The organism is Limosilactobacillus gastricus DSM 16045 (assembly GCF_001434365.1).
GTDB classification, from domain to species: Bacteria; Bacillota; Bacilli; order Lactobacillales; family Lactobacillaceae; genus Limosilactobacillus; species Limosilactobacillus gastricus.
Genome location: NZ_AZFN01000024.1, coordinates 1 through 25,490 on the forward strand (window position 1 = coordinate 1; position 25,490 = coordinate 25,490).

Annotated in this window: 26 protein-coding genes and 5 pseudogenes; 21 read left to right on the forward strand and 10 right to left on the reverse strand. The window is 38.1% G+C overall.

The window, feature by feature from the left end; genetic code table 11:
* Positions 1 to 116: 116 nt before the first annotated feature.
* The 4 genes from FC60_RS07795 to FC60_RS09700 all read right to left on the reverse strand — a co-directional run bounded on the left by FC60_RS07795 (position 117) and on the right by FC60_RS09700 (position 3,999).
* Positions 117 to 677, reverse strand: coding sequence for a DNA-3-methyladenine glycosylase I (locus FC60_RS07795; RefSeq protein WP_056937846.1), 561 nt, complete (start codon positions 675 to 677; stop codon positions 117 to 119).
* Between the two features lie 241 nt (positions 678 to 918).
* The gene (locus FC60_RS07800; protein ID WP_056937847.1) at positions 919 to 2,271 is read right to left on the reverse strand and encodes an MFS transporter; all 1,353 of its coding nucleotides are present in this window, start codon (positions 2,269 to 2,271) and stop codon (positions 919 to 921) included.
* Entirely contained in the window at positions 2,268 to 3,110 is an 843-nt protein-coding gene (locus FC60_RS07805) for a methionyl-tRNA formyltransferase (RefSeq protein ID WP_056937848.1), read from the reverse strand. Before FC60_RS07805 ends, FC60_RS07800 begins: the two co-directional genes overlap by 4 nt.
* Positions 3,094 to 3,999, reverse strand: a complete 906-nt coding sequence (locus FC60_RS09700) for a ThiF family adenylyltransferase (RefSeq protein WP_056937849.1) — start codon at positions 3,997 to 3,999, stop codon at positions 3,094 to 3,096. Before FC60_RS09700 ends, FC60_RS07805 begins: the two co-directional genes overlap by 17 nt.
* Before the next feature lie 96 nt (positions 4,000 to 4,095).
* On the opposite strand from FC60_RS09700, the gene FC60_RS07815 reads away from it, so the two are divergent.
* The 5 genes and pseudogenes from FC60_RS07815 to FC60_RS07835 all read left to right on the forward strand — a co-directional run bounded on the left by FC60_RS07815 (position 4,096) and on the right by FC60_RS07835 (position 7,913).
* Positions 4,096 to 5,202, forward strand: coding sequence for an ArsR/SmtB family transcription factor (locus FC60_RS07815; RefSeq protein WP_056937850.1), 1,107 nt, complete (start codon positions 4,096 to 4,098; stop codon positions 5,200 to 5,202).
* Positions 5,199 to 5,771 (forward strand): hypothetical protein, encoded by a 573-nt coding sequence (locus FC60_RS07820; RefSeq protein ID WP_056937851.1) that lies wholly within the window; start codon positions 5,199 to 5,201, stop codon positions 5,769 to 5,771. Before FC60_RS07815 ends, FC60_RS07820 begins: the two co-directional genes overlap by 4 nt.
* Before the next feature lie 151 nt (positions 5,772 to 5,922).
* Positions 5,923 to 7,106 (forward strand): annotated as a pseudogene (locus tag FC60_RS07825) (IS256 family transposase).
* A gap of 175 nt (positions 7,107 to 7,281) precedes the next feature.
* Positions 7,282 to 7,581: a type II toxin-antitoxin system Phd/YefM family antitoxin gene (locus FC60_RS07830; RefSeq protein WP_003712280.1), complete on the forward strand. Its 300-nt coding sequence runs from the start codon at positions 7,282 to 7,284 to the stop codon at positions 7,579 to 7,581.
* Positions 7,578 to 7,913 (forward strand): type II toxin-antitoxin system YafQ family toxin, encoded by a 336-nt coding sequence (locus FC60_RS07835; protein ID WP_056937852.1) that lies wholly within the window; start codon positions 7,578 to 7,580, stop codon positions 7,911 to 7,913. The genes FC60_RS07830 and FC60_RS07835 overlap by 4 nt, the downstream gene beginning before the upstream one ends.
* Positions 7,914 to 7,965: 52 nt before the next feature.
* Here the strand turns inward: FC60_RS07835 and FC60_RS07840 are convergent, their stop codons facing one another.
* Positions 7,966 to 8,274 (reverse strand): type II toxin-antitoxin system YafQ family toxin, encoded by a 309-nt coding sequence (locus tag FC60_RS07840; protein WP_005717332.1) that lies wholly within the window; start codon positions 8,272 to 8,274, stop codon positions 7,966 to 7,968.
* 1 nt (position 8,275) lies between these two features.
* Positions 8,276 to 8,563: a type II toxin-antitoxin system RelB/DinJ family antitoxin gene (locus FC60_RS07845; RefSeq protein ID WP_056937853.1), complete on the reverse strand. Its 288-nt coding sequence runs from the start codon at positions 8,561 to 8,563 to the stop codon at positions 8,276 to 8,278.
* Between the two features lie 125 nt (positions 8,564 to 8,688).
* Between FC60_RS07845 and FC60_RS07850 the strand changes: the two genes are divergently transcribed.
* The 7 genes from FC60_RS07850 (at position 8,689) to FC60_RS07880 (ending at position 14,433) form a co-directional block, all read left to right on the forward strand.
* Entirely contained in the window at positions 8,689 to 9,480 is a 792-nt protein-coding gene (locus tag FC60_RS07850; protein WP_056937854.1) for a ParA family protein, read from the forward strand.
* Between the two features lie 66 nt (positions 9,481 to 9,546).
* Positions 9,547 to 9,750: a hypothetical protein gene (locus tag FC60_RS07855; RefSeq protein WP_005717323.1), complete on the forward strand. Its 204-nt coding sequence runs from the start codon at positions 9,547 to 9,549 to the stop codon at positions 9,748 to 9,750.
* 908 nt (positions 9,751 to 10,658) lie between these two features.
* A complete protein-coding gene (locus FC60_RS07860) occupies positions 10,659 to 11,765 on the forward strand; it encodes a replication initiator protein A (protein ID WP_056937855.1) in 1,107 nt (368 codons plus the stop codon).
* A gap of 405 nt (positions 11,766 to 12,170) precedes the next feature.
* Positions 12,171 to 12,917 (forward strand): Fic family protein, encoded by a 747-nt coding sequence (locus FC60_RS07865; protein ID WP_056937856.1) that lies wholly within the window; start codon positions 12,171 to 12,173, stop codon positions 12,915 to 12,917.
* Between the two features lie 325 nt (positions 12,918 to 13,242).
* The gene (locus FC60_RS07870) at positions 13,243 to 13,524 is read left to right on the forward strand and encodes a type II toxin-antitoxin system RelB/DinJ family antitoxin (RefSeq protein WP_047036285.1); all 282 of its coding nucleotides are present in this window, start codon (positions 13,243 to 13,245) and stop codon (positions 13,522 to 13,524) included.
* Positions 13,525 to 13,570: 46 nt separating this feature from the next.
* Complete coding sequence (locus FC60_RS07875; RefSeq protein ID WP_049174165.1) at positions 13,571 to 13,756, forward strand: hypothetical protein; 186 nt, start codon at positions 13,571 to 13,573, stop codon at positions 13,754 to 13,756.
* Positions 13,753 to 14,433: an ATPase gene (locus tag FC60_RS07880; RefSeq protein ID WP_056937857.1), complete on the forward strand. Its 681-nt coding sequence runs from the start codon at positions 13,753 to 13,755 to the stop codon at positions 14,431 to 14,433. The genes FC60_RS07875 and FC60_RS07880 overlap by 4 nt, the downstream gene beginning before the upstream one ends.
* On the opposite strand, the gene FC60_RS07885 is transcribed toward FC60_RS07880, so the two are convergent.
* On the reverse strand, positions 14,423 to 14,701 hold the full coding sequence (locus FC60_RS07885) for a hypothetical protein (RefSeq protein WP_003649842.1): 279 nt from the start codon (positions 14,699 to 14,701) through the stop codon (positions 14,423 to 14,425). The genes FC60_RS07880 and FC60_RS07885 overlap by 11 nt on opposite strands.
* A gap of 22 nt (positions 14,702 to 14,723) precedes the next feature.
* A complete protein-coding gene (locus FC60_RS07890) occupies positions 14,724 to 14,933 on the reverse strand; it encodes a hypothetical protein (protein WP_040459007.1) in 210 nt (69 codons plus the stop codon).
* A gap of 269 nt (positions 14,934 to 15,202) precedes the next feature.
* On the opposite strand from FC60_RS07890, the gene mobQ reads away from it, so the two are divergent.
* The 4 genes and pseudogenes from mobQ to FC60_RS07910 all read left to right on the forward strand — a co-directional run bounded on the left by mobQ (position 15,203) and on the right by FC60_RS07910 (position 19,723).
* Positions 15,203 to 17,263, forward strand: coding sequence for a MobQ family relaxase (gene mobQ, locus FC60_RS07895; RefSeq protein WP_056937858.1), 2,061 nt, complete (start codon positions 15,203 to 15,205; stop codon positions 17,261 to 17,263).
* 119 nt (positions 17,264 to 17,382) lie between these two features.
* A pseudogene (locus FC60_RS07900) lies at positions 17,383 to 18,009 on the forward strand (DNA topoisomerase); the annotation flags it as partial.
* A 566-nt stretch (positions 18,010 to 18,575) separates the two neighbouring features.
* A complete protein-coding gene (locus FC60_RS07905; protein WP_032811335.1) occupies positions 18,576 to 18,827 on the forward strand; it encodes an IS3 family transposase in 252 nt (83 codons plus the stop codon).
* A 17-nt stretch (positions 18,828 to 18,844) separates the two neighbouring features.
* Positions 18,845 to 19,723 (forward strand): IS3 family transposase, encoded by an 879-nt coding sequence (locus FC60_RS07910; RefSeq protein WP_268871584.1) that lies wholly within the window; start codon positions 18,845 to 18,847, stop codon positions 19,721 to 19,723.
* Between the two features lie 101 nt (positions 19,724 to 19,824).
* Here FC60_RS07910 and FC60_RS09345 read toward each other — a convergent pair.
* Positions 19,825 to 20,585, reverse strand: a pseudogene (locus FC60_RS09345) (IS5 family transposase).
* Positions 20,586 to 20,865: 280 nt separating this feature from the next.
* Here FC60_RS09345 and FC60_RS07930 point away from each other — a divergent pair.
* Complete coding sequence (locus FC60_RS07930; protein ID WP_002817470.1) at positions 20,866 to 21,297, forward strand: CopY/TcrY family copper transport repressor; 432 nt, start codon at positions 20,866 to 20,868, stop codon at positions 21,295 to 21,297.
* A gap of 250 nt (positions 21,298 to 21,547) precedes the next feature.
* On the forward strand, positions 21,548 to 23,701 hold the full coding sequence (locus tag FC60_RS07935) for a heavy metal translocating P-type ATPase (protein ID WP_056937862.1): 2,154 nt from the start codon (positions 21,548 to 21,550) through the stop codon (positions 23,699 to 23,701).
* A 73-nt stretch (positions 23,702 to 23,774) separates the two neighbouring features.
* Here the strand turns inward: FC60_RS07935 and FC60_RS07940 are convergent.
* Positions 23,775 to 24,050: pseudogene (locus tag FC60_RS07940) on the reverse strand (MFS transporter); the annotation flags it as partial.
* Here FC60_RS07940 and FC60_RS09355 point away from each other — a divergent pair.
* The 3 genes and pseudogenes from FC60_RS09355 to FC60_RS07950 form a co-directional block, all read left to right on the forward strand.
* A pseudogene (locus FC60_RS09355) lies at positions 24,041 to 24,163 on the forward strand (topoisomerase C-terminal repeat-containing protein); the annotation flags it as partial. The pseudogenes FC60_RS07940 and FC60_RS09355 overlap by 10 nt on opposite strands.
* Before the next feature lie 120 nt (positions 24,164 to 24,283).
* Entirely contained in the window at positions 24,284 to 24,499 is a 216-nt protein-coding gene (locus tag FC60_RS07945) for a hypothetical protein (protein ID WP_003713050.1), read from the forward strand.
* Positions 24,500 to 24,501: 2 nt separating this feature from the next.
* A partial coding sequence (locus FC60_RS07950) for an ArdC-like ssDNA-binding domain-containing protein (protein WP_056937864.1) occupies positions 24,502 to 25,490 on the forward strand: 989 nt, incomplete at its 3' end.

Consider the following 25,490-nt stretch of genomic DNA (forward strand, 5'->3'; position numbering starts at 1 on the left):
AAATTGTCTATTTTATTGACAGGGGACCACCTATCGTGAAACCGTTAATGAGTTTAATATCTCCAAATCTTAAAAGAGAGTCCTATTAGTAAAGAATAGAGTGTAATTTTTGTAGCTTACGTAGTAGTGTACTTAAAAGGACAGTCTTCGATATGATCGTTAATTAGGCCTACCGCTTCAAGAAAGGAGTAGGTTGTTACTGGCCCCATAAATTGAAAACCTATTTCTTTAAACTCTTTTGCTAGGTTTCGAGATAGCCTATTCTGGGTCGGTATATCAGTAAACTGTTGAGGGTGGTTAACGATTGGCTGTGGAATTAAGGTTGTTAGTACTGTACACAATTGGTGCCCTTCACGGTGCATTTTAGTCATTACACGAGCATTATTAATGGCGGCATCAATTTTTCGCTGATTACGAATGATTCCTCGGTTTTTCAGTAATTGCTTACGTTGATTACTGGTAAATTTTGCAACCCGCTCCACATTAAAGCCTGCAAAGGCTTGTCGAAAATTTTCTCGCTTATCCAAGACTAATTGCCAACTAAGTCCCGATTGAAAGGATTCTAGAACCATCATCTCATATAAGTAATTCTCGTTGAGGTTCAGCTTACCCCATTCGTGGTCATGATACTTCGTAAGGAATGGAGCATCATCGTTTTTCGGAAAGCAGCGTTTCATTTAATTCCTCCTAATAGTAATTTTGATCAATCAGAATTTGAACATAAAAAGGGCATCTTTTCAGATGTCCCACCGGTTCGGATAAGTAATCGACTGACTTGATTTATACATCAGCATCATCGTTCTTGTATTGTTGCTACTTTCTAAGAAGCAGCTAAAAAAACTGATTAAGTCCATTAACATTTCAGCAAAACAAATCAGTGCCTGTCGCGTGTGACAGGTGTTTTTGTTATTCTTAGAGTTATTTGAAACTATTTTTACTTAGGGCAAAATCTAGAGCTATTGCAATTATAATTAAGCATCCTGCAGTAATCCAACCAAGTTTAATAGCTGTTACTAGTTCATGAGACCACATGTTTAAAAATACTGAACCTGTTGCTGTACCCATAGCAATAGCAACATTTTGAACCATTCGTTGGAGTGAACCAATACTACCCTGTGAAGTGATATCAGTAGTTTTCATAATTACAGATATGTTCGCCGGTTGGAAATAACCACCACCTACACCATAAATAAACAAACAAATTGTAACTAAAATATATGGTAAAGATGTTTGATATAGGCTCAAGAGTAGTAATGAACAAAGAATAATAGATAATCCGACTTTAGAAAAGGAATTATCTTTCAAACCATTATTATGTGCACTAGATATTCTAGAAAATAAAACTAGACCTATAGGTGCACCTAGTACCAGTATACCCGTCAATCCTGAATTTAATTTAAAGACAGTTTCAAACAAATAAGGTGGCATAAGAAAGATTATGGCTGAAGCAAAGCCAAAGGCAATCGTTTCATATAGATATACCAGTAGCGATTTATTCTGAATAAGATTTATTACATTGACAACAGGAGTTTCTTTATTTCTTTCTACTTTAAACAAGATAATTACAGCTATTAGACTAGCAATTATTAATGCTATCCCAATAATACTATGTGAGCTTAGCAATGACAATCCACTAATAAGCAATATCACAAATAGTCCATTAGTAAGACTTCCAGGGTAATCAATGTGTTTAGCGTATTTATTCTCAGAGATCTCTGTAATTAATTTGTGATTACAAATGAGTCCCAGAAGGACGAACGGAATGTTTAACCAAAATATTCCTCTCCAACTATTTAATGATAGTAGCAATCCACCTAATGAAGGACCAAGTACAGGTCCGACACCAATCATAATTCCTAAAACTCCGATAGCAGAACTGGATTTTTCAGCAGAAACTAAGGTAGTAATTAAAGAGGCTGATGTTGCTTGTAATGCAGCTGCACCAATACCTTGGAAAATTCGAAACATAATTAACATTTGAATATTAGCTGAAAGTCCGCAAAGTAATGAGCTAAGCCCAAAAATTATCAGTCCAATATATGAGAACGATAGTTTACCAAATTTATCACTAAGTAGTCCAAAAGGAAGAATAAAAACAGCAAGGCTAATAGTATAACCCGTAACTGCAATAGCAGCAATGTCTGCTGTAGTTTCAAAGTAAGATTTAAAAAATGGTAGTGCAACATTGATAATCCCTGTATCTAATGTTGATAATAACATTCCTATGCCAGCAACTATAACGACTAAATTATCTTTAGTTCTTATATTCATAGCGCATTCTCCAGAAAGAATGAAAGTCTACCATCTTTTAATTTTAACTTTGCTTTACTGGTTTGGCTCCAACTAACACTATTTACCTTGAATACATTATCGTTAATTTGGACGTAAGCATTACCAGGAGCGCAAGCTTTTAGTTTTGCTAATGCTGATGATACAGTATCATTGTTGGTAATTGTTTTATCTGCCTGTGATGGGTTGCTATGATAATCTCTTTTCGTCATATCTTGCTTATGGGTTTTAAGTGGTCCCTGACAAATTAGATCTAAAACGTCATTAAATAGAGAAAAAGATGCTTTAAATAGCTTTTCTCTGACCTCTAGTGAATTTTCATTTCCTGTTAACCTAACTTTCCTTTGGAGAACAATATCTCCACCATCTATTTCAGGTGTAACTTCTATACAGGAAACACCAGTATTTTTTTCTCCATTTAGAGACATCCAAAAGAATGGTGCTAAGCCAGCATATCTTGGTAATGGACTAGGATGGAAATTTAATGTTTTAAGCTTAGGAAATTCGATTAGATTCTTTTTGAAAATCTTTTGATAATTAGCAATCAATATATAATCAGGGTTGAAATCGCTTAATTCATCTATAAATTTGGAAGAATTTATATTGTTGGGTCTAAATACTGGTATATCTTTTGATTCTGCATACTTTTCTAGGTCCACCGGATTATCTTCATTTATATAATAAGAGCATAGTTTTCCCTCGGGGGTTGTAACAAACGCTTTTATATTAAATCGGTCATCATGGTAAAGCATTTTAAAGATAGGCATGCCAAATTTAGAATTAACTTCCGAAAAGAAGATGATGTTAAATTTTTGTGTCATCGGTCCACCATTTTCCTTTCTTAACTTCTGTAGTCCAATTTAATGTATCAAAATATACATATCCAGGTTGTGCTGGTACTTCAATAGCACCAGGTAATTTATTAAGCCCTGTTATCTCTTGAGCTAAGCGTTCAGCTAACACACCTTCTGCGATAGGGGGACACGCTGCAAAAATGGGCATCCTATGCATGTCTACAAACCAATGATCTAGAGTCTCTTTGCTTGGATACTTGGGCATGTGAGGAATAATTCTTTCCATTAAACGGTGAATTACCTTAGGGCTTAATTCAGAATCTTCTTTAATACCATACACATCCTCGATCTTCATTGAGTCTTTTGTATATTTGAAAATATATGTTCCGTGAGCAACCGTTGGAACTTTGAAAATAAGCTTTGCTTTTGATGACTTTCTAAATGCACGGTGTAGAGCATATCGATTTGCAATTTCGTAAAATTCCATTTGATCTAAAACATAATCACAATCTTGAACAAAATCTTCGGCTGTTTCCTTAGTAATACCTTCAGGGTAAACTGCTATATTTACATCATGATTCAAGCTGTAAGTCATTTCTGCAACAACTTCTGCCTTATTTTTTCCAATATGTTGCAGATCAGCACCCATTTGCCTATTCATATTTGAAATATCAAATGTATCTGGGTCTGCCAATTTTAGATTTCGAACGCCCATTCGAACTAACCGTTGTGCAAGTTGTCCTCCTATTCCACCAGTGCCTGCTATTCCAATTACAACATTTTTCAATTTTTCTTGCTTATTATGTTGTTCCTGTTTGGTGTCACCGAGCCAACCCAAACTACGATTTACCCTTTTCCAATACATCTCTTCGTCGGGGATTGCTGTGTATTTTAAGTGTTTTTTGTCGTGAATCATTCTATTAATCCTCCTTGTTAGATTGTGCTAATTATGCTAATATAAATCCAATTAACAATCAATCGATTCAAGAAATATCGAATCAAAGAGGACAAAATGACTATTAGGATAAACTTTAGTAAATACTCTACTGTAACAGACGAGACACTAACTCAAAGATTTCAGTTTGTTTATTCACCACTGAATGAACTTCTTAGAAGTCTTCATGTCTTGATGAATCCTAGGCATCATGGGTTAGTTATAGATTGGGCCTTAAAGACAATGGAACAATTAGATAAAGAGGATATTGATAATTTGTACTACTTTAGTCCTGTATATGAATTAGGTGTTCCTCCCACTATACTTTGTAATTTTCAATACAATGCTAGTAATCTAAAGGATGAACTATCCATGCTTCGCGCTTTTCTTAGTAGGCAAAGTAATGTAAATGGACTAATTAATGAGTTATCCACCTTAAATCACGATAGAAGTAACACGTTCATTCCAAATTTAGCTAAAGGTCTTGAATGGCAGGATTTTTCTATTAACCGGAATTCATTACTTATAAAAGACCTTAGTGGTAACCCGCAAACTGTCATTAACCGTTTTTTTAAATTTATCGTTAAGTATAATGACAATGTTTTTTCTGCGGTTTGGGAAAAAGATAATATTAAAAAACTGTTATTTCAGGAAATCAAGATACGGGCGAACTCAATTAATATTCATGGTATTCGAAGTACTATAGACGAATTGCAAGTAGCCCGTATGCACTGGAAAAATGATACTTTAATTATTAATAAGCCTTTTGAGAGAGAAATTGATCTTAAAGATACTGACACAATTATGCTCATACCAAGTTTTTTTACTTGGCCTCATCTATTCGTTGATACATTTAAAAATGGAGTGGTCATTACTTACGGACTACAAAAAAGAGCAGATCTAATTTATACACCAAAAGAACTATTATTAACTTTTAAGGCTCTTAGTGAACCAACCAGACTTCAGATCTTGAAAACCGTTTCGAAGTCACCTTGTACTACACAAGGACTGTCACAGCTTTTATCACTAGGTACCTCGACTGTATCCAGGCATTTACAAATATTAAAAGAAGCAAATTTACTAAGAACCACAAAACAAAAAAAGTTCGTTCTTTATCAAATAACAAATAGAATATTTGAGTTAGTTCCTAATTTTTTAGATTTTATGAGAGATGATAACAAATGAGAGTTGTAAATAGTGCACTTACCTGTAATAAATGGTTGACTGTTAATGAACTGTCAAAAGTCTGCCATTTAAGCAGAGAAGAAGTAATAAGTCAACTTCAGTGTGATAAAACTATTATTTCATTACATTTTTACGGTAGATGGTATTACAAAAATAAAATGAGCTATAATGTAACGAAATTAGGTAATGCCAGTAATAACATGTTGGATAGTAGAAATACCATTAGTAATTTAGGAATTGCAAGAACTTGTTTACATCATCTTGGTGGAAAACTAGGGGTCACTATTTTTAGGTATGCTGAGCTTAAATATCTAATCTTCACTTCTGATAAAGTTAACTATTCTTTTACTGAAAAAGGGAAAAATATATTCAGCAAGTTTTGTAAAGTAAATCAAGCTACCGTGCCCTGTTGCTTAGATTTCTCGGAGCGAAATTTCCACTTTGGAGGAAGAATAGGAAATGATCTTCTAAATTATTTATTGGAAGACGATTTGTGTAAGTTAACCAAAAGTCGAAAAGTAGAACTTTGTAAAGAGCCTGCTAGTATTGTTCAATCGGTTTTTACCTAAGTTAAGTTACGAAATAGGACTTTTAGTTTGATCGTTTAGGGAGTGTAAAATATTTTGTGTAAATTGATACCTTGAGGGTATTGAAAAAGGGAAAGCCTTCCCCGTATGATTGAAATCGCCAAAAACCAATCAGAATACGGAGGCTTTCCCCATGAACCAGTTTAACAAAGATATTATCGCAGCGCTATCTTCCAACAAAGATATTACCCTGAATGAAGTCTTACGTCGTCAAATTAAAGTGGCCGCTAATCAGTTCCTTCAAAATGAACTGACTGCGGTGCTAGGCTACGAACCACATACTCGGATCGACCGATCAAAAGACGACGTGAACTACCGGAACGGGACGTACACCCGCACGATCGACACTGAGTACGGTGAAATTAATCTGACGATCCCACGGGACCGGTTAAACAAGTTTCAAAACGCCCTCTTCCCTCCTTACGTGCGTCGGACTGATGGACTGGAGGAAATGGTCATCAAGATGTACTCCAAGAGCGTCACAACTCGTGAAATCGCTGATATGGTTGAGAGAATGTACGGCCACTACTACTCACCAACCACGGTTTCAAACATCACTAAGCGGACGGAACACCTGGTTGAAGAGTTCCACGAGCGCAGATTCAAGTACTCACAGTACGTCTGTGTGTTCCTCGATGCTACTTACATTCCGTTACGCCGTGGTACCGTTGAACGAGAAGCCGTTAACGTAGCGATCGGAATTCGAAGTGACGGCGGTAAGGAAGCTCTTGACTACAGTATCGCACCGACCGAGAACGGAGCCGCTTGGTCTGAACTACTCCAGGGATTACGCGCACGGGGGATTAAAGATATTCAGTTGTTCATCGTCGACGGTTTAGTTGTACTTCAATCTGCGATTGAGGCTAACTACCCGCAGGCGAAGTTTCAAAGGTGCTGGGTCCACGCAGAGCGCAACCTTTTAGGGTACGTTCGCAAAAACGATCGCAGGGAGATTATCACCGACTTTAAGGCTATTCGACAAGCAGAGAACCTACAAGCCGCCAAAGAACGATTGGCGGCTTTCAGTGCTAAGTGGGAGTCCAGTTATAAGCGTCGAATCAAGAATCTAGTCCAAATGGAGGAGCTATTCACGTTCTTCAGTTTTCCAACTGCGATCCGTCAGACCATCTACTCGACGAACCTAATTGAGTCGTTCAATAAGAGCCTGAAGAAGATGGTCCGACGTAAAGAGCAGTTCCCAAACGAAGGGGCCCTCGATCGCTTTATCATGACGCAAGTAATGGAGTACAACGATAAAGCGATCGAGCACATCGGGGATTCAAGGACTGTCACGACACGCTTGATTCGATGTTTTAGAATTGCCAATTCATGCGGGCGAAGTTTCCCTTTTTACACAACATTCTTGACACTCTCGAAAAAGCGCCTCACAATGGTTAGAACTTTTGTCTAACTATTATGAGACACTAGTAGTAGAAGCAACGTACATAATATAGTACAATATAATGTATAAAAAGAGAAAGGAGTCCTTATTATGCCAATTGCTACTACTCAAAGTGATTTCCGTAATCATATTAAAGACTACTTAGATAAAGTTAATGATGAAAATCAAACAGTACTAATTGCACGTTCTAATCAACGAGCAGCAGCTGTTATCTCACAAGAACAACTCAATACCCTTCTTGAAGCTGTTAATGCTAAAGAAGATTCACTAGATTATGCTATTGCCAGAGATAAGCTAATCGAAATGCATATCTTACCTGATGATCCTATCGTTGAACCAACTGACGATTATTGGAACAGTTTTAAGCCAAAGGATAACAGTAACCAATGAGGTATCAATATCAACCACGAAAATCGTTTGAACGAAACTTAGCTTATCTTGCACAGCTTGATGTAACAATTATTGATGAAGTAAAAGATGCTATTTTTATTCTCCTCGATGGCGACATACTTCCCAATGACTTTCATAATCACGAACTAGAAGGAAACTATACTGGCTATCGAGAATTTCATCTTCGTGATACTCCCAAGGGGCAGCAACCAACTGAAACAAATGACATTGTAGTTATCTATAAAGTCAACAATCAAGATTTAGTACTCGTTGCTGTTAATATTGGTTCTCATAAGAAATTATTCCATGGTCATTATCACAAGAAGCGATAGAAACTAGCAAGATAATCCCTGAACTTGGGAGATTTGCTAGTTTTTTTGATATTCAATTTAAACTACCATGAAACAATTCATCGTGCCCACCGATTCGAACTAAACGGATCACTGGATTAGTCTTATGGGGCATATAAATGACCAGAATATCCACTTTCCCGTCTAATAAATGAAACTCATAGTGTCCATTATAATTACCGCCCCGATTTTTTAGCACATGTGGTTGATATTCCTGATTAACGATACCATTTATTTGAAGCTGTTCTAAGGCTTGCATTAAATCATTGATTAGCTCAGGGTGTACCCGTTTAAGTTGGCGATAATCTTTTTTGAATTGTGGCTCAGGTTTAAGTTTATACATATTAGTTATCCAAAAAATCCTTTAGATCTTGTGTATTATCAAATTCTGGGACATCATCTGGAATAATCCCCAACTCTTTAGCCTCTGCCGCCACTAAGGCACGTCTAGTTTCCTCTGTCGGTTCGTCTGTTTCAGTCAGAACTTCAAACGGAATCTTCTTTTGGAGTATTAGCTGTCTTGCCGCCATGTTAAAGTAAGCATTAATACTTAAACCGGTAACACTTAATTCTTTTGTCAATTTTGCTTTAAGCTCATTATCAAGACGAATAGTTGTTGCACTCGTTGCCATGTTTATCCCCGCCTTTCTTCATTTAGCGCCATTATAACATACAAACGATGTCAAAACAATAAAAACAAGCATTGCATATCACACCATGCTATGATATGCTTGGATTGTAAATAAGGAGGCGTACTATGAAAATAATTACTTTTGCTGCTATTAAGGGAGGAGTCGGCAAAACAACATTAACTTTTAATTACGGTGAATGGCTGTCTAGTAAAGGCTATAATGTTTTGCTGATTGATAGCGACCACCAATGCAGTTTAACCCAAACCTATGATATTTATAAAGATCATGGCACCCTAGCTAATATTTTTACAAAAGATAGTGAAAAAGTAGAAATTATTGAGTTGCACAAAAACTTATCCATTATCCCTGCTTCTATGCAGTTGGACACTATCAATAACGATCTTCAAACAAGAGCCAATAAAGAGTTGTTAATGTACATGTGGTTCTCCGACAATTATGACGAACTGAAGAAGTTTGATTATGTACTAATAGATACACACCCGGATTTTTCAACGATTACACAAAATATGATTGTAATTTCAGATCTTGTTTTTAGTCCGATTGAACCAAGCGAATATGGGTTTATTTCTAAAAGTAACTTGGAATTACGAATGGAACAATTAAAGCAAGATGTGATTAATGTTGAAAGTCGTCAAAGCTTTGTCACAGCGAGATTGAAATTTATTGGGAATCGAATAAAACACAACACCAAATCTTCACATGAATTTGTAAAACAAATAGAAAAAGATCCTCGAACTATTGCACTAGTCCCCGAAAGAGAAATATTCAACAAAACAACTCTTAATCATGAACCACTGATCAAGATGGAGGAAGAAAATAATTCAACTCCAAAATCAAGAAAATTTTTTGAGAATATTGACAATATCTTTGCTACTTTTACTAGCCAAGAATCATAATATATGATAATACATCATGCTATACTATGATATGATATAATATAAAAAATAGAAAGGATTAATATTATGGCATTTGAAGATAAAATGGATCAACTAAGAAACAGTCTAAACAGTAACCCAGTAACCAATGAAAGGCCTGCACCTAGAGTTTCAAAGTCCTATACCTTAAAACAAGATATTGCTAATGAATTGGCTAAACGTGCTAAAGGAAAAGAGCTAACTGCTTCTAGATATTTAGAACGGCTGTTGAAAAAAGAGTTTAATTTGTAATTTAGGTTTTTAGAAAGAAGGCATTATTATGGGAGGCCAAACAAATGTTATATTTTTTGTTGCTTGTATTGTAGTTTTTTAGGTGGAGCCCGCCATCAAGATGGTAAAAACTCATTGAGTAGATGATCGTTCTTTTTAGGCGATAGCTCTTCCCACTACAATGCTGGTTAAAAATTCTATTTGAAAAATGGAGAGGTATTTGCCGTTCAGTTATTCGTATATTGCAAATAGTATCCTTGTTTACCGCTTATTTCTGCGACCTCGTTATGCTCTTAATGTTTAGTGTTTTTGATATTAATGCCGCTAAGTTTCTTAATGTATTCATACTATTTGAATATTTACTAGTGTCTTCTATCACTTATTGGTCCCAACCCCTCGCTGGCAAGGAATACAAGACCAAATAAGGTTGCCGGTTAGGAAGTACTATGCTAAACTAAAACCAATTTAACAACCGAATGAAGAGATTAAGCTAAACCAAAAAGGTCCCCAATTCACGAGGAATCAGGGACCTTTGGTTTAGCAAGTAGCTATCAGGCAGCTACTTAGATTCAGACGATTTTAACTTGCAGGTCTAAATCGTCTGAACATTGCTCTTAATTTGTAGGTTAATTATACCGCAAACCAGTCCAAAAGGGCAAGTTAAGGATAGTTAAAAACAAATTGAAGTCAATGGACTAAGTAGCTAACTGGAGCTATTTAGTCCATTTTTTATTGTTATAAATTAAAAAAAGTTGCCGACTGGGCAACTCACAAACAGACACATGCTGGTGAAACTACAAAGCCGCCAGACCAATGAAAGCCTTGTAATTCAGTTAGAGTATATCAGATTTGTATTTTAAAGCAAATCAAATGTTTTAGCAACTCTCTTTTGAGACAGCGTGTGTCAGTCGAGAAAGGGAGTTTTTATTATGACAAAATCAACAAATTTTAATTACTATGAAGCCGATAACGTATATGGAGCCTTATTTTTCCAGTTTCCTAAGGTATTAATGTATGGCGAGCAATACAAACATTTAAGTGATGCCGCTAAGCTAGCTTATATGGTACTGAAAGATCGGCTCGAGTATTCTTTGCGCAACAATTGGGTTGATGAAAAAGGACACGTCTACTTTATTTTTACCGTTAAAGAACTACAAGACTTATTTAACTGCGCTACTGAAAAAGCCGTTAAAATCAAAAAAGAATTGCAAACAGCTAATCTATTAAAACAAATTCAAATGGGATTTAATCCTAAAACGAAAAAGAATGAACCAAATCGTCTATACCTTTCTAAACTCGATGTGAAAGCTACTGATGTCTATTTAAGGGGCGAATATGGGCAAAAAAAGCCTGAATCCCTTGCTACGAGCGGAATTTCGAAAATCGAAAGTCCGCATGACTTCGTTGAATCCCTTGCTACGAGCGGAATTTCGAAAATCGAAAGTCCGCATGACTTCGTTGACGACCCCCCGCAAACCCTTGCTACGAGCGGAATTTCGAAAATCGAAAGCAATCTATATAAAGACTATAAAAATAATATAGATACTAATAGATACGATATAGATACTCAAAAGTTGGACTTTTCCACAGCCAATTTTTCACCAGCTGAAATTGAAGCCCAAAATCGGGATTTAGTAAAACATGCGAATGAGTTCTTAACTGATGAAGACAGTGGCTTACCGGTTTTCTTAGAACCAGAAGCTGTGCAACTACTTAGCTTTTGGTGCCGTACCCCACAACAAATGCGGCGCTTTATTGGCATTATCTTAAACGCCAAATATGCTGTTGAAAAAGAACATAAAGATTTAGGCGTATGGATTCTATTAGATGACCCTGATTTAAAAAAAATGATGACCAAAACATTAAGGCGCTATTTTAATGCTCTAAGAAGCGACGAGAAGCATATCAAGAATGTTGAGAACTACCTGTACGGCACCATGCAAAACCTATTTGGTGTTTGGTGGAACCAACAAGCAGCTAGAGAATATGCAGCCAAACACCCCGAAGAACAGAATCTTGGTAGCGAGCGCACTTGAGACTAAAACACCATATAAGCTCATTTAAGCCGTTTTAAGCGTTACACGCATAATTATATTAAAATCGCTTTAAAATCGCTTAGAAGCAAAAATAGGCACCTTGAGTGGCCGAATTGGCGATAGCTAAACTAGAAAAATGGGATAGGAGCTTTTTAAATGACCAAACCAAGCAAAGAAGTTGAAAAAAATTGAGCAATTGTTGGCTGACCCTTGGGCAGTCGATATTCAAGACATTTGGGAGCAAGCAGCCCAAAATCGAGATCCTGATAAATGCAAGCTGTTTGACGCGTTACACACTTACCTCTTAGATAAACGCCAAGAATAAATCATCAATGAAAAGCACTTTGTGATTTAACATAGACAGTTCAAATAATCAGTGACTGAAATAAAAAGGAGGCACAAAATATGGCTAAGACACGAACATATATGGACAAGTATAGATTCACAACTGCGGAAAACCAACGGTTTGCCCGAGCAAATTTTACCAAGTTAGTGCATACTAATGCTCGCTTTGAAGGCGTTAATACCACATTGCCACAAACACAAACTATTATGGACGGTATGAGCGTAGCAGGAGTACCTGTTGAAGATGTTTTGACGATTGTTAATTTAAAGCGTGGGTGGCAATATATCACTACTCAAAATTCCCCTTTAACGTTAACCATGGAAAAACAAATCAACAAAATTGTGGCAGCAGAAGACGCCTTAGTACCAGGGGAATTACGGCAAGGAAAAGGAGGAGTTAATTTAGGTAGTGAAGACTTTTTTGAGCCGCCTTTAATTAACGAAAAACAAGAACAATCCTTTTTACAAAAAATCTTGACTGATCCACGAACGACGATTACTGATAAAGCATTGACTGTCATGTATCATAATATGCGTCAACAAATCTTTTGGGACGGGAACAAAAGGACGGCAACTTTAAGTGCCAATAAAATTATGATTGACGGTGGCGCTGGTTTAATTAATGTCCCATTAGATAAGTGGGATCAATGGAACGAACTAATTGCCAATTATTATCGGACTAATGACATGACTGAAGTTAAACAGTGGACATATGATAATGGTATCCAAGGATTACAAATTCGAGCAAACAAAAAATTAAGTGCTAATGAATTGAACCAGATGTACAAGCAACAAAAAAACGGATAAATTAGAACTTAAATTAGTTGAAGACGAGATTAGTAAAAGAACCCAAAACCATCTCAAAAACTTTGCTAAAAACAATCTATCGGAGTGTTGATAGCGAGCGCACTTGAAATTAAAACGCCGTGTAAGCTCATTTAAGACACTTTAAGCCGAATTGACATAATTATACTAGATTGTATTTTAAATTCGTATATGAACGTTTTAGAGGTCAAATATTAGATGCTATTGAAAAAGGTAACTAACATGTAGCTTTCGAAGACTTATATAATTGAAGTGATACTCAAGAGGTAGTATAATGGTAGTAGTTAAGAGGGGGAGTGAGACGATCATGGCAGTTAAAGAAAAAAAGCGGGTACAAGTTAAAATTGATAAAGACTTGGCTGATAATACGGAAGCAGTTTTAAACGAGTTGGGTCTAAATCCAACCACAGCGATTAACATGTTTTATAAGCGAATCGTAGCGGAAGCAGCGTTACCGTTTAAACCAGCTTTAAGCGAAGCAGAAAGAGCTAATTTACGCTTTTTAAAGGCGACCGAAGGGACACCAGTCACCGAGTTAAAAGACGCTAAAGGAGTCAGCGATTGGCTCAATGATCCAGATGAAGACTAATGGCTTATCAGATTAAATAAATTAATAACTTGGGAGTGTGATTAACATGAAAGACACAATTACAATCAATGACTTTTTTGAAATCGCCAAAAAAATTGATTTGAAAGATTTACTTGATAAATCATTACATGAGCCAGATCCAGAAAAGCGTAAAGTATATGATGCTTTGTATACCTACTTTTTAGATAAAAGGCAAGATGAGGTTATTAAGCGAAAGGACTTTGTCCGTTGATAGATAAACCCCAATATATTATTGTTGCTGGTATTAACGGAGCAGGTAAGAGTACGCTGTACGATACATTTCCCATATTGTTTGATAAAACAAAACGGATTAATGCTGATGAGATTTTACGACAAATGGGTGGCGATTGGCATAAAGACAGCGACAATTTAAAAGCCATGAAAGAAGAAATCAAACAACTACACTATGCTTTAGATCACCAGCAAAGTATTCACGTAGAAACAACACTGGCAGGTAGAGGCAAAGCTCAACTCAATTTGATTGACAAAGCTCACAAAAATGGTTTTGAAGTGGCTTTATTATATGTTGCTTTGCGAGATGAAAATTTAGCTATCCAAAGGGTCAACGAACGGGTACAAAAAGGTGGCCACGGTGTTCCAGTAGCAACGATCAAGAAACGTTATCAGCAATCCAAACATAATTTGCCATTAGTGGCTTTTAAATCTGATAAGGTCATGATCTATGATAATAGCGAAAAGTTTACCTTTGTTTATGCAAGAGAGAAGGGACAAGTTTTTAAGAACGATTTGAGGTATTTTCCTTGGATAAACCAAAATATTACTTATCCAGAAAAGGTGCAAAAGCAGTTACAAAATAATGCAGATCAGAACCCAGAAGTCAAACCAAAAAATGATCCCGAAAATAAAAACGATCGGCCTAGTTATTAGGTTGATCGTTTTTGAATTTGTTCGGTTTATGCGCATTAACGTAATTAGCAAATATTTTTAAAAGTTCTTCGGTTTGTTCGACTGATAAGTTATCAGCCTGAAAGTATTTTTCGAGTAAGGCTCCTTTTTGAATTAGTCGGCGAGAACGGGCTTTGCGGGCTTGCCGATTTTCATAGTATTTAGATTGCCGTAATTTAAAATCTTCCCGCTCAATTTTTTGTTTTAAACGCGCTTGCTGCTCGACTAATTTTTCATATTGATTAGACATGGAATTTCCCCATCTCGTATGGCTAATGATCTACAGACTTTACCTTTAAAAATTCAGAAAATTGCTGGGCTAAAATCTTAATCTGATCGTTAGACAAATTAGCATAATCTAAATTGGCTTGACTGATGATTTGTTTACCTAGCCGTTGTTCAATCTTATTTTTTTCGTCCTTAATTTTTTGATTAAGGGCTTTTAATTTAGCTTCTTGTTTTTCTAAGTTACTTTGAGACATAAGGATTCCTCCAATCGTTTTACAAATAATCACGGTCACTATATCACAATGAAAACGCCAAGTCAAAGTATAAAAGTTGAAAAAGCGAAGCGGAAGGCATACACTAAGTTAAAGTTAAGAGAATCAGCAGACCGAGTGAAACGAGGTCAATGCGCACTTACACATAGAATAAATTCTATGTTGTGCTAACCCCAAAAATCCTGTATTAGAAGTCGCCGATAGCGACAACAAAGTCAAGCTTATAGAATCAAAATAAAGAGGTGACTAACATGGCAATATTTCATATGAGTTTTAGTAATATTAGTGCTGGGAAAGGACGAAGTGCGATTGCCAGTGCCGCTTATCGAAGTGGTGAAAAATTATTTGATAATCAAGAAGGTCGCCACTATTTCTATGCTCGGTCAGTCATGCCAGAGAGTTTTATTTTAACCCCCCAAAATGCACCAGCATGGGCCAGTGATCGAGAAAAATTATGGAACGAAGTAGAAAGAAAAGATCGGCGAGCAAATTCTCGGTATGCGAAAGAGTTTAACGTGGCTTTACCAGTTGAACTAAGCGAAGATGAACAGAAAGAATTATTGACAAAATACGTGCAAGAAAATTTTGTTGATCAAGGCATGGTAGCTGATGTAGCAATTCATCGTGACCACCAAGATAATCCACACGCACATGTGATGTTAACTAACCGACCATTTAACCCCGATGGTAGTTGGGGATTAAAAGCAAAGACGCAGTACATTAAAGATGAAAATGGCAAGCAACTTTTAACCAAAAGCGGGTTTCCAAAACAAAGAAAAATTTGGTTGGTTGATTGGGATAAAAAAGAAAAAATAACTGAATGGCGGCACAATTGGGCAAACAGTGTTAATCAAGTTTTGGCACAAAAAAATATTCCGGATCGGATTAGTGAAAAATCGTTTGTGGAACAGGGAATAGCTGATACACCAATGCAACACGAGGGAATCAATAGTAAACGGCATGAAAGAAAGGCATTTAATCAACAAGTTAAGACCTATCGTAAGTCCAAAGCTGGCTATAAAAATATGCAGGAAAAAGTAATTAATCAAGGCCACTTGGATAGCCTAAGTAAACACTTCTCGTTTAACGATAAAAAAGTGGTCAAAGAGTTAAGCCACGAACTGAAAACTTATATTAGTTTGGAAAGTTTAGATGATAAGCAACGCATGCTATTTAATTGGAAAAACAGTACCTTAATTAAACATGCGGTTGGTGAAGATGTGACTAAACAATTATTGACAATTAACCAACAAGAAAGCTCACTCAAAAAAGCGGATGAACTCTTAAATAAAGTAGTCGATCGCACGACGAAAAAGCTTTATCCAGAGCTTGATTTTGAACAGATAACCGCGGCTGAACGACGGGAATTGATTAAAGAAACTAATAGTGAACAAACGATTTTCAAAGGCAGTGAATTAAACGAACGTTTAATGAATATTCGTGATGATTTATTGACCCGACAATTATTGACCTTTACCAAACGGCCATACGTTGGCTGGAAGTTATTAATGCAACAAGAGAAGGAAGTCAAAATTGAGCTTAAATATACGCTGATGATTCATGATGATAGCTTAGAAAGTCTAGAACACGCTGATCAAGGTCTACTAGAAAAGTATTCACCAACCGAACAGCAAAAGATTACTCGAGCAGTCAAAGATTTACGAACAATCATGGCTGTGAAGCAAGTTATTCAAACCCAATACCAGGAAGTTTTAAGAAGAGCTTTTCCTAACGGCGATTTTAATGAATTACCAATGATTAAACAGGAACAGGCCTATACAGCAGTGATGTACTATAATCCAGCTTTAAAACCATGTAAGGTTGAAACAATCGCACAGTGGCAAGCAAATCCACCACAGATGTTCAGTCCCCAAGAACATCAACAAGGACTAGCTTATTTATCGGGACAGCTCAGCTTAGACCAGTTAGAAAATCATCACCTACAACGGGTTTTAAAGCATGATGGCACTAAACAACTCTTTTTGGGTGAATGCAAAGTCGATCCAACGATTAAGAACAGTCAGATCGAGAAAATCCAAAAGCAATTAAAAGGGCAACAGGCCAAGGACGACCAGTATAGAAAAGTAAATATGGGACATTATCAACCGCTAAATTACAAGCCAGTTAGTCCAAGCTACTACTTAAAGACGGCCTTTAGTGATGCGATCATGACTGTTCTATATGCTCGTGACGAAGATTACCAACGGCAAAAGCAAGAACGTGGACTGAAAGAAACCGAGTGGGAAATGACGAAAAAGCAGCGACAACACCAAACCCGGAACCGGCATGAAGATTGGGGCATGCACTTGTAATCACAAAATTAGCGACTGGTTAATTGGTATGAATGGTAGCCCATAATGTATTTTATATTGACAAAAATTTGGTACGTAGAGCGTGCTCGATTAGTTACCCATAGCTGCCAGCCTTGTGTATGGTCTATCAAAGAGACCAGGCAATCAAAAACTTTAAGCCGGAACCCTATTTTGAACTAAATGCGGAAATTGTAGCTAATCAGCAAAAATTCGTCGCAAAATTAGCCCCCTATCAGCGATTTAAAGACAAAGCAGGGCTAACGACATTCATGCAAGCTAAACACGTTCAGAAAGGCTCACAGGTTGGTTTAATCAAGGGCGTTCAAAACCAGGCTAAAAAACGTGCTAGTCCCCAACTATTCTCGCTATCCAGTCTGCAAAGTGCCATGAATAAACGTTATCACGCCAGCGCCAGTCAAACCTTAGCGGCCATTCAGAGTTTATACGAAGCCAAGTACCTTAGTTATCCCCGCACCGATTGTGCTTACATCACTGATGAAGAATTTGATTATTTAGTGGCTAATCTGACGAAGTATCTGGGTTTAGTCTCTAAGCCAGTCGCTTTAACCAATACCACCCCAAATAAGCGCTATGTTAATGGAAAAAAGGTTGAAGAACACTACGCCATTATCATGACTAAAGTCGTCCCGACTAAAGATCAATTAGCTACCTTACCTAAAATACAGCATCAAGTCTATGACTTAGTTTTAAAAACGACGTTAGCGATGTTTGCTGATCCGTATGAGTAAACGATAAACAATTAAAAATAATTACTGCATTACTAGTAATTCTAATTATTTTACAAGTGATCAATCTGATTAAATAAGTAATGAGAAAATATCATGTCTAAATTAACTGAATCTCAAATACGGGCCAATAAAAAATAGGACGATAAAAACAATATATTAACAAGCGGTCAGTAGCACGTAACTTTATTAAGCAACTACCTACCGATGATGACCTCGCAAAGTTTCTTAGCCTAATTTCTGATCGTCATAAGTTTTTACATGAAAAAATTAAAGAAAATAACAAATAGCTACACATTATACATTGATTTAATGGAGAAATTAATAGTTTACAGTAAAACACCTGATAATTCACTAAGTAAAGTGAAGGTTGGAAAGAATGAATAATTTTTTGAATATTTTTTTCAATAGGCAGATTGTAAAATTAATCCGAATAAGTCCGATAGTTTTCAATGGCCGTTGATTAATAGGTTCAAGTGCTGCTATGGATGTAAGCTGATTCCTGAGACAAATTTTAAGAGAGGGTATAATGAATAAATCGTCTCTCAAAAGGAAGGAATTTTTACATGCCAACTCGTTACGACAAAGAATTCAAACAAAACATTATCAACCTATATAAGCAAGGCGAATCAGCTGCCCAACTGACCAGAGAATATGGCATTGGCTATTCAACAGTTCATAAGTGGATCCAGGGCCAGGCCAAAACTCAATCCGGTAAATCGCCAGACGAAATCAAAGCGATGGAAAAGCGACTGGCTTCGCTGTCTGAGGAGAACGAAATCCTAAAAAAAGCCCTGGGCTTCCTTGCGCAGAAGTAACCAATATCTTTGATTACATTCACCAAGAAAGTCATCACCACCAGGTAACCAAGATGTGCCGAATCCTCGGTGTTTCCAGAGCTCAGTATTATCGTTATCGATCCCCCAAACCTTCAAAACGCCGGGCCGAAGATGCGGACTTGAAACAACGGATTCTGCGGATCTTTGCGGAATTTAAGCAGCGATACGGTGTTATGAAGATCCACCATGAATTGAATCTGGAACTTCAACCACTGCAGCTTCGGTGTAGTCCACGACGGATTTCCCGGCTCATGAAGGAACTGGATATCCACTCCGTTACCGTCAATAAGTGGAAAGCGGCTTCGGCTTCCAAAACCAAGGTTGAACAGCGTCCCAACTTGCTTAAGCAGGATTTCTCGACCACTGGTTTAAATCAAAAATGGACCGCTGATATGACCTATATTCAAACGAAGCGTGATGGCTGGTGTTACTTATCAACCATCATGGACCTGCACTCACGACGGATTATCGGCTATTCGTTCTCAAAAAAGATGGATACTGATTTAGTCTTAAAGACCCTTGAAAGCGCGGTTAAAAATCGAACCATTACTGGGGACCTGATTATCCATACGGATTTAGGATCACAGTATACCAGCGATGATTACAATCAACGTTTAACCGAACTACATATCCGCCACTCATACAGCCGTAAGGGTTGTCCGTATGATAATGCGCCAATGGAATCCCTTCACACTTCCCTCAAAAAGGAATGTGTTTATCCAGTGCCGGTCTTTGAAGATTATGAAACTGCCGCTGCCGTCCTTTTTGAATATGTGCATGCTATCTACAATAGGAAGAGAATTCATAGTTCACTGGGCTACCAGACCCCCTTACAAGTTGAAATTGCAACACTTACGAGCCAAATGGCCGCCTGATTTAATGCTTTCCAGGGTTCAAATAAGTTATTAATCGCGATTAATGATTTATTTGAGCTGTGGAAGGTAAACGCGGTTCTGAATGTCTCTTAAAATCTGTCTCAAATATTGACTTCAATCCAACTGCTGTTAAGGGCACGTTCACAGTTTTTCCAAAGTCGCCGACATTTGTCTAGCCAACTCCATGAACGTTCAACGATCCGTCGTTGCGGTAACACCGTGAACATATGCAACTCGTTGCGTTTAACTACCGTCGTCTTAGCATTCAAAATGAGCTTCACCTGATCCGCAAAGTCATTGCCAGTGTAGCCACCATCAACCATGACATGCTGAACCAGCTATAAATTTTGGCTAGCCAAACTAATAAACATAGCCAATGCACCTGAACGATCTGATACATTAGCTCGTGTCACGAGAACGGCTTGTGGTAAACCATTAATATCAACCGCCATATGACGCTTAATCCCTGAAATCTTTTTGCCGCCATCGTAGCCACTATTTTTCGTTAAATCAGTGGTTTTAACACTTTGAGCATCAACAATCACAAACGACGTTCGGGCCGATCGGCCCTGTGCAAAGCGATAGTAAGCAACAGTTTTTTTAAAAGACTTTCTAATAGTGAATCGGCTGTCGGGTCTGGTTTATCTCGCCACATATCGTAATAGTGGTAGACAGTGTGCCATTCCGGGAAATCGTGCGGTAATTCACGCCATTGACACCCTGTAGTAAGCGAGTAAAGGATGGCATTGAATACGTCACAAAGATCATAACGACGCGGTCTTGTATGCTTGCGGAAGTTTTCTAAATCAGGTTGTATTAACGCAAATTGCGCTCGAGAAATATTGCTTGGATAATCTGGCATGACAAACTCCTCAGTCGGTTTTCCACAATTCTACCAGATTCAGCAGATACTAGACAGGTTCTAAGAGGCATTTCACCATACTAACAAGAAAACCAAAAATTCCCAGATCATTAATTTAACATATCGTATCAAAACACGTCTGGAATATTATCTAGGCGTTTTTTTAATGTCATGGTATTTTCTGGCAGAAAGGTTGCATTATTGTGACTACAGTTGTAAACTAATAAGTGTTAAAAGGCTACAAACGTAAACTTAGAATTCAATTAATGAAGGAAGCCAATTGAAAGATGCAAAGAATGTAACCATCACCGATTCTGAATGGATGGTTATGAGAGCAATTTGGACAATGGGACATGCGACTAGTCGTGAACTAATCGATGCTATGAACGAATTAGAAGGCTGGTCAGCTTCAACAACCAAAACGCTACTTCACAGGTTGATTCAAAAACAGGCGGTTTCACAGCATGGCGGTAGTCGACCATTCACGTATAAGCCGGTTGTTGGCGAGAAGGAATCAATGGCGGCAGCGGCAGATGATTTGTTTGACCATATGTGTGCGATGCGGGCTGGTTCAACAATTGCCGGCGTTATTCAGTCAAGGGAACTCTCACGGGCGGATATTGCGAACTTACAGGCGATTCTAGCTGAAAAGGCCAAAACAGCGCCCGAGGAAGTTCAGTGTAACTGCTTGCCAGGTGATCAAACGTGTTAAGACTGCGGTGTTCTGTTTACTTTTAGGATTGCTGCACAAAAATCCAGAATCTGGGATTTCTGATGGCGGAAACTTATGAATTTTTGTCGTAATTCTCATTCATATAGTGGCATGGTGCTCCGCAAAGCAGAAGCCTAAATATAAGAACCTGGTGGAAAAATCCCGAGCCCGGGGATTTCCACACAAGGAACTTATATTCCGGCTTCTAACCGCTTTGCTACGCACACTTATTTTTAGGGGGTCGATAATCATGGCAAATAAAGAGGACCATATGAACATGAAAAACATGAGTGCTAAGAATATGGAAAATAATGAATCAAATATGAGTCATATGGATCACGATATGACCGAAACGGATCATAATCAAATGAACATGGACCACGGTGATATGGATATGGCTGGGACTGACATGATGATGCACGGTGGCTCAATGATGCATATGGGGAATTTGAAAGTTAAATTTTGGGTCTCCGTTGTCTTAGCGATTCCAGTTTTACTGTTAGCACCAATCATGGGTTTAAACGTTTCCATCCTTAGTTTCAGTTCACCGCTAATTGTTGGCATTATCATCGTTTTGTTTGATACAGCACTTTACTTTTATGGCGGAATGCCATTTTTAAAGGGGGCTAAAGCGGAAATTCAGAATAAATCTCCTGAAATGATGACGCTAGTAACCCTTGGAATTTCCGTTTCGTATTTCTACAGTTTGTACGCATTTATTGCCAACAACTTCTTGAACCCGGCAAATCATGTAATGGATTTTTCGTTCGAACTTGCAACCCTGATTTTAATTATGCTTCTAGGACACTGGATTGAAATGAATGCATTGATGGGGGCTGGGGATGCCTTACAAAAGATGGCGGCCCTGTTGCCTAGGACGGCCCATCTAGTTACAGATAATGGTGAAACAAAAGAAGTGCCAGTATCTGATTTAAAAGTTGGTCAAGCTTTCCAAGTGCGTTCAGGTGAGAGTATTCCAGCCGATGGTGTTATTACGGCTGGGGAGTCGACCGTGAATGAAGCACTGGTAACCGGTGAATCTGCTGCCGTTACCAAGAACGTTGGCGATAAGGTCATTGGTGGTGCAACCAACAATAACGGGACGCTAACGGTTAAAATTAGTGGTACTGGTGACTCCGGCTATCTTTCTCAAGTAATGAAAATGGTTCAAAATGCCCAGCAAGCTAAGTCTAAAGCAGAAGATAAAGCTGATTTAGTTGCCAAGTATCTATTTTACGCGGCATTTGGTGTTGGGATTATTGCTTTCTTTGCCTGGTTACCCCAGGGATTGGCGACTGCAATGACGATCATGGTGACCGTCTTCGTGATTGCTTGCCCGCATGCATTAGGATTAGCGATTCCATTAGTGGTTTCTCGTTCTACTACGATTGGCGCTCAAAATGGGCTATTAGTTCGAAATCGCCAAGCCATTGAAGCAAGTAAACATGTTAGCCACGTTCTCTTGGATAAAACTGGCACGTTAACAGAAGGTAAATTTACGGTGAATGCATTGATTCCAAATGATGGGATTGACGAAACAACATTATTAAGCCGACTGGCCGCCCTTGAAAATAATTCGACTCATCCGCTGGCCCAAGCAATCATTACTGAAGCCCAAGCGAAGGACATTGAAGTCGTTGCGGCTGAAAAGTCTCAAAATATTCCGGGCGTTGGTATTTCCGGTAATGTTGATGGCACTGACTATACGATTGTTAATGGTAACTATTTAACGAAGCAAGGGATCAGGTTTGACGAGGCCGCTGCTGATAAATGGGCTGCTAAGGGTAATTCCGTCAGCTTCCTATTGCAGGGCACCCAAGTTCAAGGAATGGTTGCTGAAGGCGACACCATCAAAGCGGGTGCTAAGGAATTAATTAGTGGTCTTCAGAGGCGAGGAATTACCCCCGTAATGCTCACTGGCGATAATCCAAAAGCCGCGGAACACGTTGCTAACTTACTAGGATTGACTGAATTCCATGCAGGCCTATTACCAGATGATAAGCAAAAGATTATTGCTGATTATCAAGCAAAGGGCAATCACGTCATCATGGTTGGTGACGGCGTAAATGACGCACCAAGTCTTGCCGCGGCCGATATTGGAATTGCAATTGGTGCCGGAACCGATGTTGCCATTGATTCCGCTGATGTTGTGTTGGTTAAATCAGAACCCAGCGATATTTTACATTTTCTTGATTTGGCTAAAATCACAAATCGGAAAATGGTTCAAAATCTCTGGTGGGGAGCAGGCTACAATATTGTCGCAATTCCACTCGCTGCCGGTGTGTTGTCATTTATTGGAATCATTCTAGACCCAGCCGTTGGTGCTGTGGTCATGGCGATGTCGACAATTATCGTGGCAATTAATGCGATGGGATTGACTGGTGAAAAGATTAAAAACGTGTAATTAAGTGATGACAAAAAGAGGAGAAAGATCAGCTGGTAGTCTGGTCTTTCTCCTCTTTTTGTCATTATGTTAATTACTTATCTGGTTGCTCAGTTAATTTCGCCAATTTTTGATGCAGCCTAATGTCATATTGCCTGGTAATTGGCATTAACACCGCGACCACCCCGCAAATGGCAGCACCGATTCCTGCAATCACAAATAGGCGTTCAATGCCAATCACATCAGCTAGGGGACCGGCAAAAATTAAGCCAATTGGTTCACCTAGATTCAACAAAGAATTCAAAACGCCTAGAATCCGCCCTAACTCTTCTGCTGGATAACTTTGTTGAATCATTGCCATTAAAAGCGTTAGTTACCAAAGGGGAAACCAGCAAATTAAAGGGTTTCAAGAGCAAAAAGGGGAAGTCGTTTGACGCCAAGTTAAAGCTTGACGGCCATAAATTAAGTTTTGATTTTGATTAGAACCTGCCTACCGCCCTTCACGTTGTTTCGGTTGGTGAACTCGTCATTTAGGTTTACTTTTCAAAAACCAAAAAGTAAACCTAACCAACGAGTGTAATTGTAAAAGAAGGAGGATATATCATGAAAAATGAACTGGAAGCATTAGCAAGCGAATTACCTATTTTGACGGATAAAAGCAGTTATAAGTACCTATCAGAAGTTGCGGGTAATGGCAAATATATTCAAGTTGCGTGGCAAAAAAAGAATGCTGAATATTTAGCACTTTACGGCACACAATCTATTAAGTTACCCCAAATTGATAATTCTGTAGAGTTTGTAGACGCCGAGGAGGGTTAATCATGCCAAGTAAAGTTGAAACTGAAAAATGGGAAAGGCAGCTTGTCGAAAATGCCGAAAAAGAAATTTTAAAACTAACTGATAGTGAAAAATTTAAAAGTTATCTTGATACCGTAGCAAAGTTTCACCGGTATAGCCAACGTAATATTGACCTTATCTATTCTCAAAATCCAAGTGCCAGCCAAGTTGCAGGCTTTAAAAAATGGCAGAATGATTTTAAACGATCAGTAAATAAAGGAGAAAAAGGGATCAGGATTGCGGCCCCTATTATTAAAAAACTAACTCCAGAGGATCAGAAAAGGCTTGATACGACCGAAGAAAAAGCCATAGTTGGTTATCGCTATATTCCAGTCTTTGACGTGTCACAAACTAGCGGTGAGCCAGTGTTAAGTGCCAAGGATTTTGTCAAAGAAAATTTAGCCGATCATCAGAATGTAACGAGCTTGTATAACGCGTTCAAAGATTATTTAAACCAGCAAACCGACCTTAAAGTCAGTGAAGTGCCTTTAGAGACGCTAAATGGGGCTAAGGGGTATTTTCAACCCAATACTAATGAAATCGTCATTGGTGGCGATGAGCCCGACAATGCTTTGAAACTAAAGACGTTATATCACGAATATGCGCATAGTCAGTTACATGGGTTAAAATCAGCCTTTAAAGATCGCCCGCGAGCCTATCAAGAAACGCAAGCCGAAGCGGTCGCATATGTCGCTATGCAAAATATTGGGGTTGATACAGGCAATTACTCCCTCGGTTATGTAGCTACCTGGGCTAAAGATAAAGCCGTGATCCATAGCGCTTTAAGTGAAATCCAGCAAGTGAGCAACAAAGTGATTGAGCTTAGTGATGGTTTAACTAAACAATTAGGTTTACAAAAAGAACCTGAGCATGATCTAAAAAAGTTATCAGCTCAGGAACTTAATAAGTCCTATCAAGGCCTGCAACAACAAATTCAGCAAGCAAGGAACCCACAACAAAAATCAGAACTAAA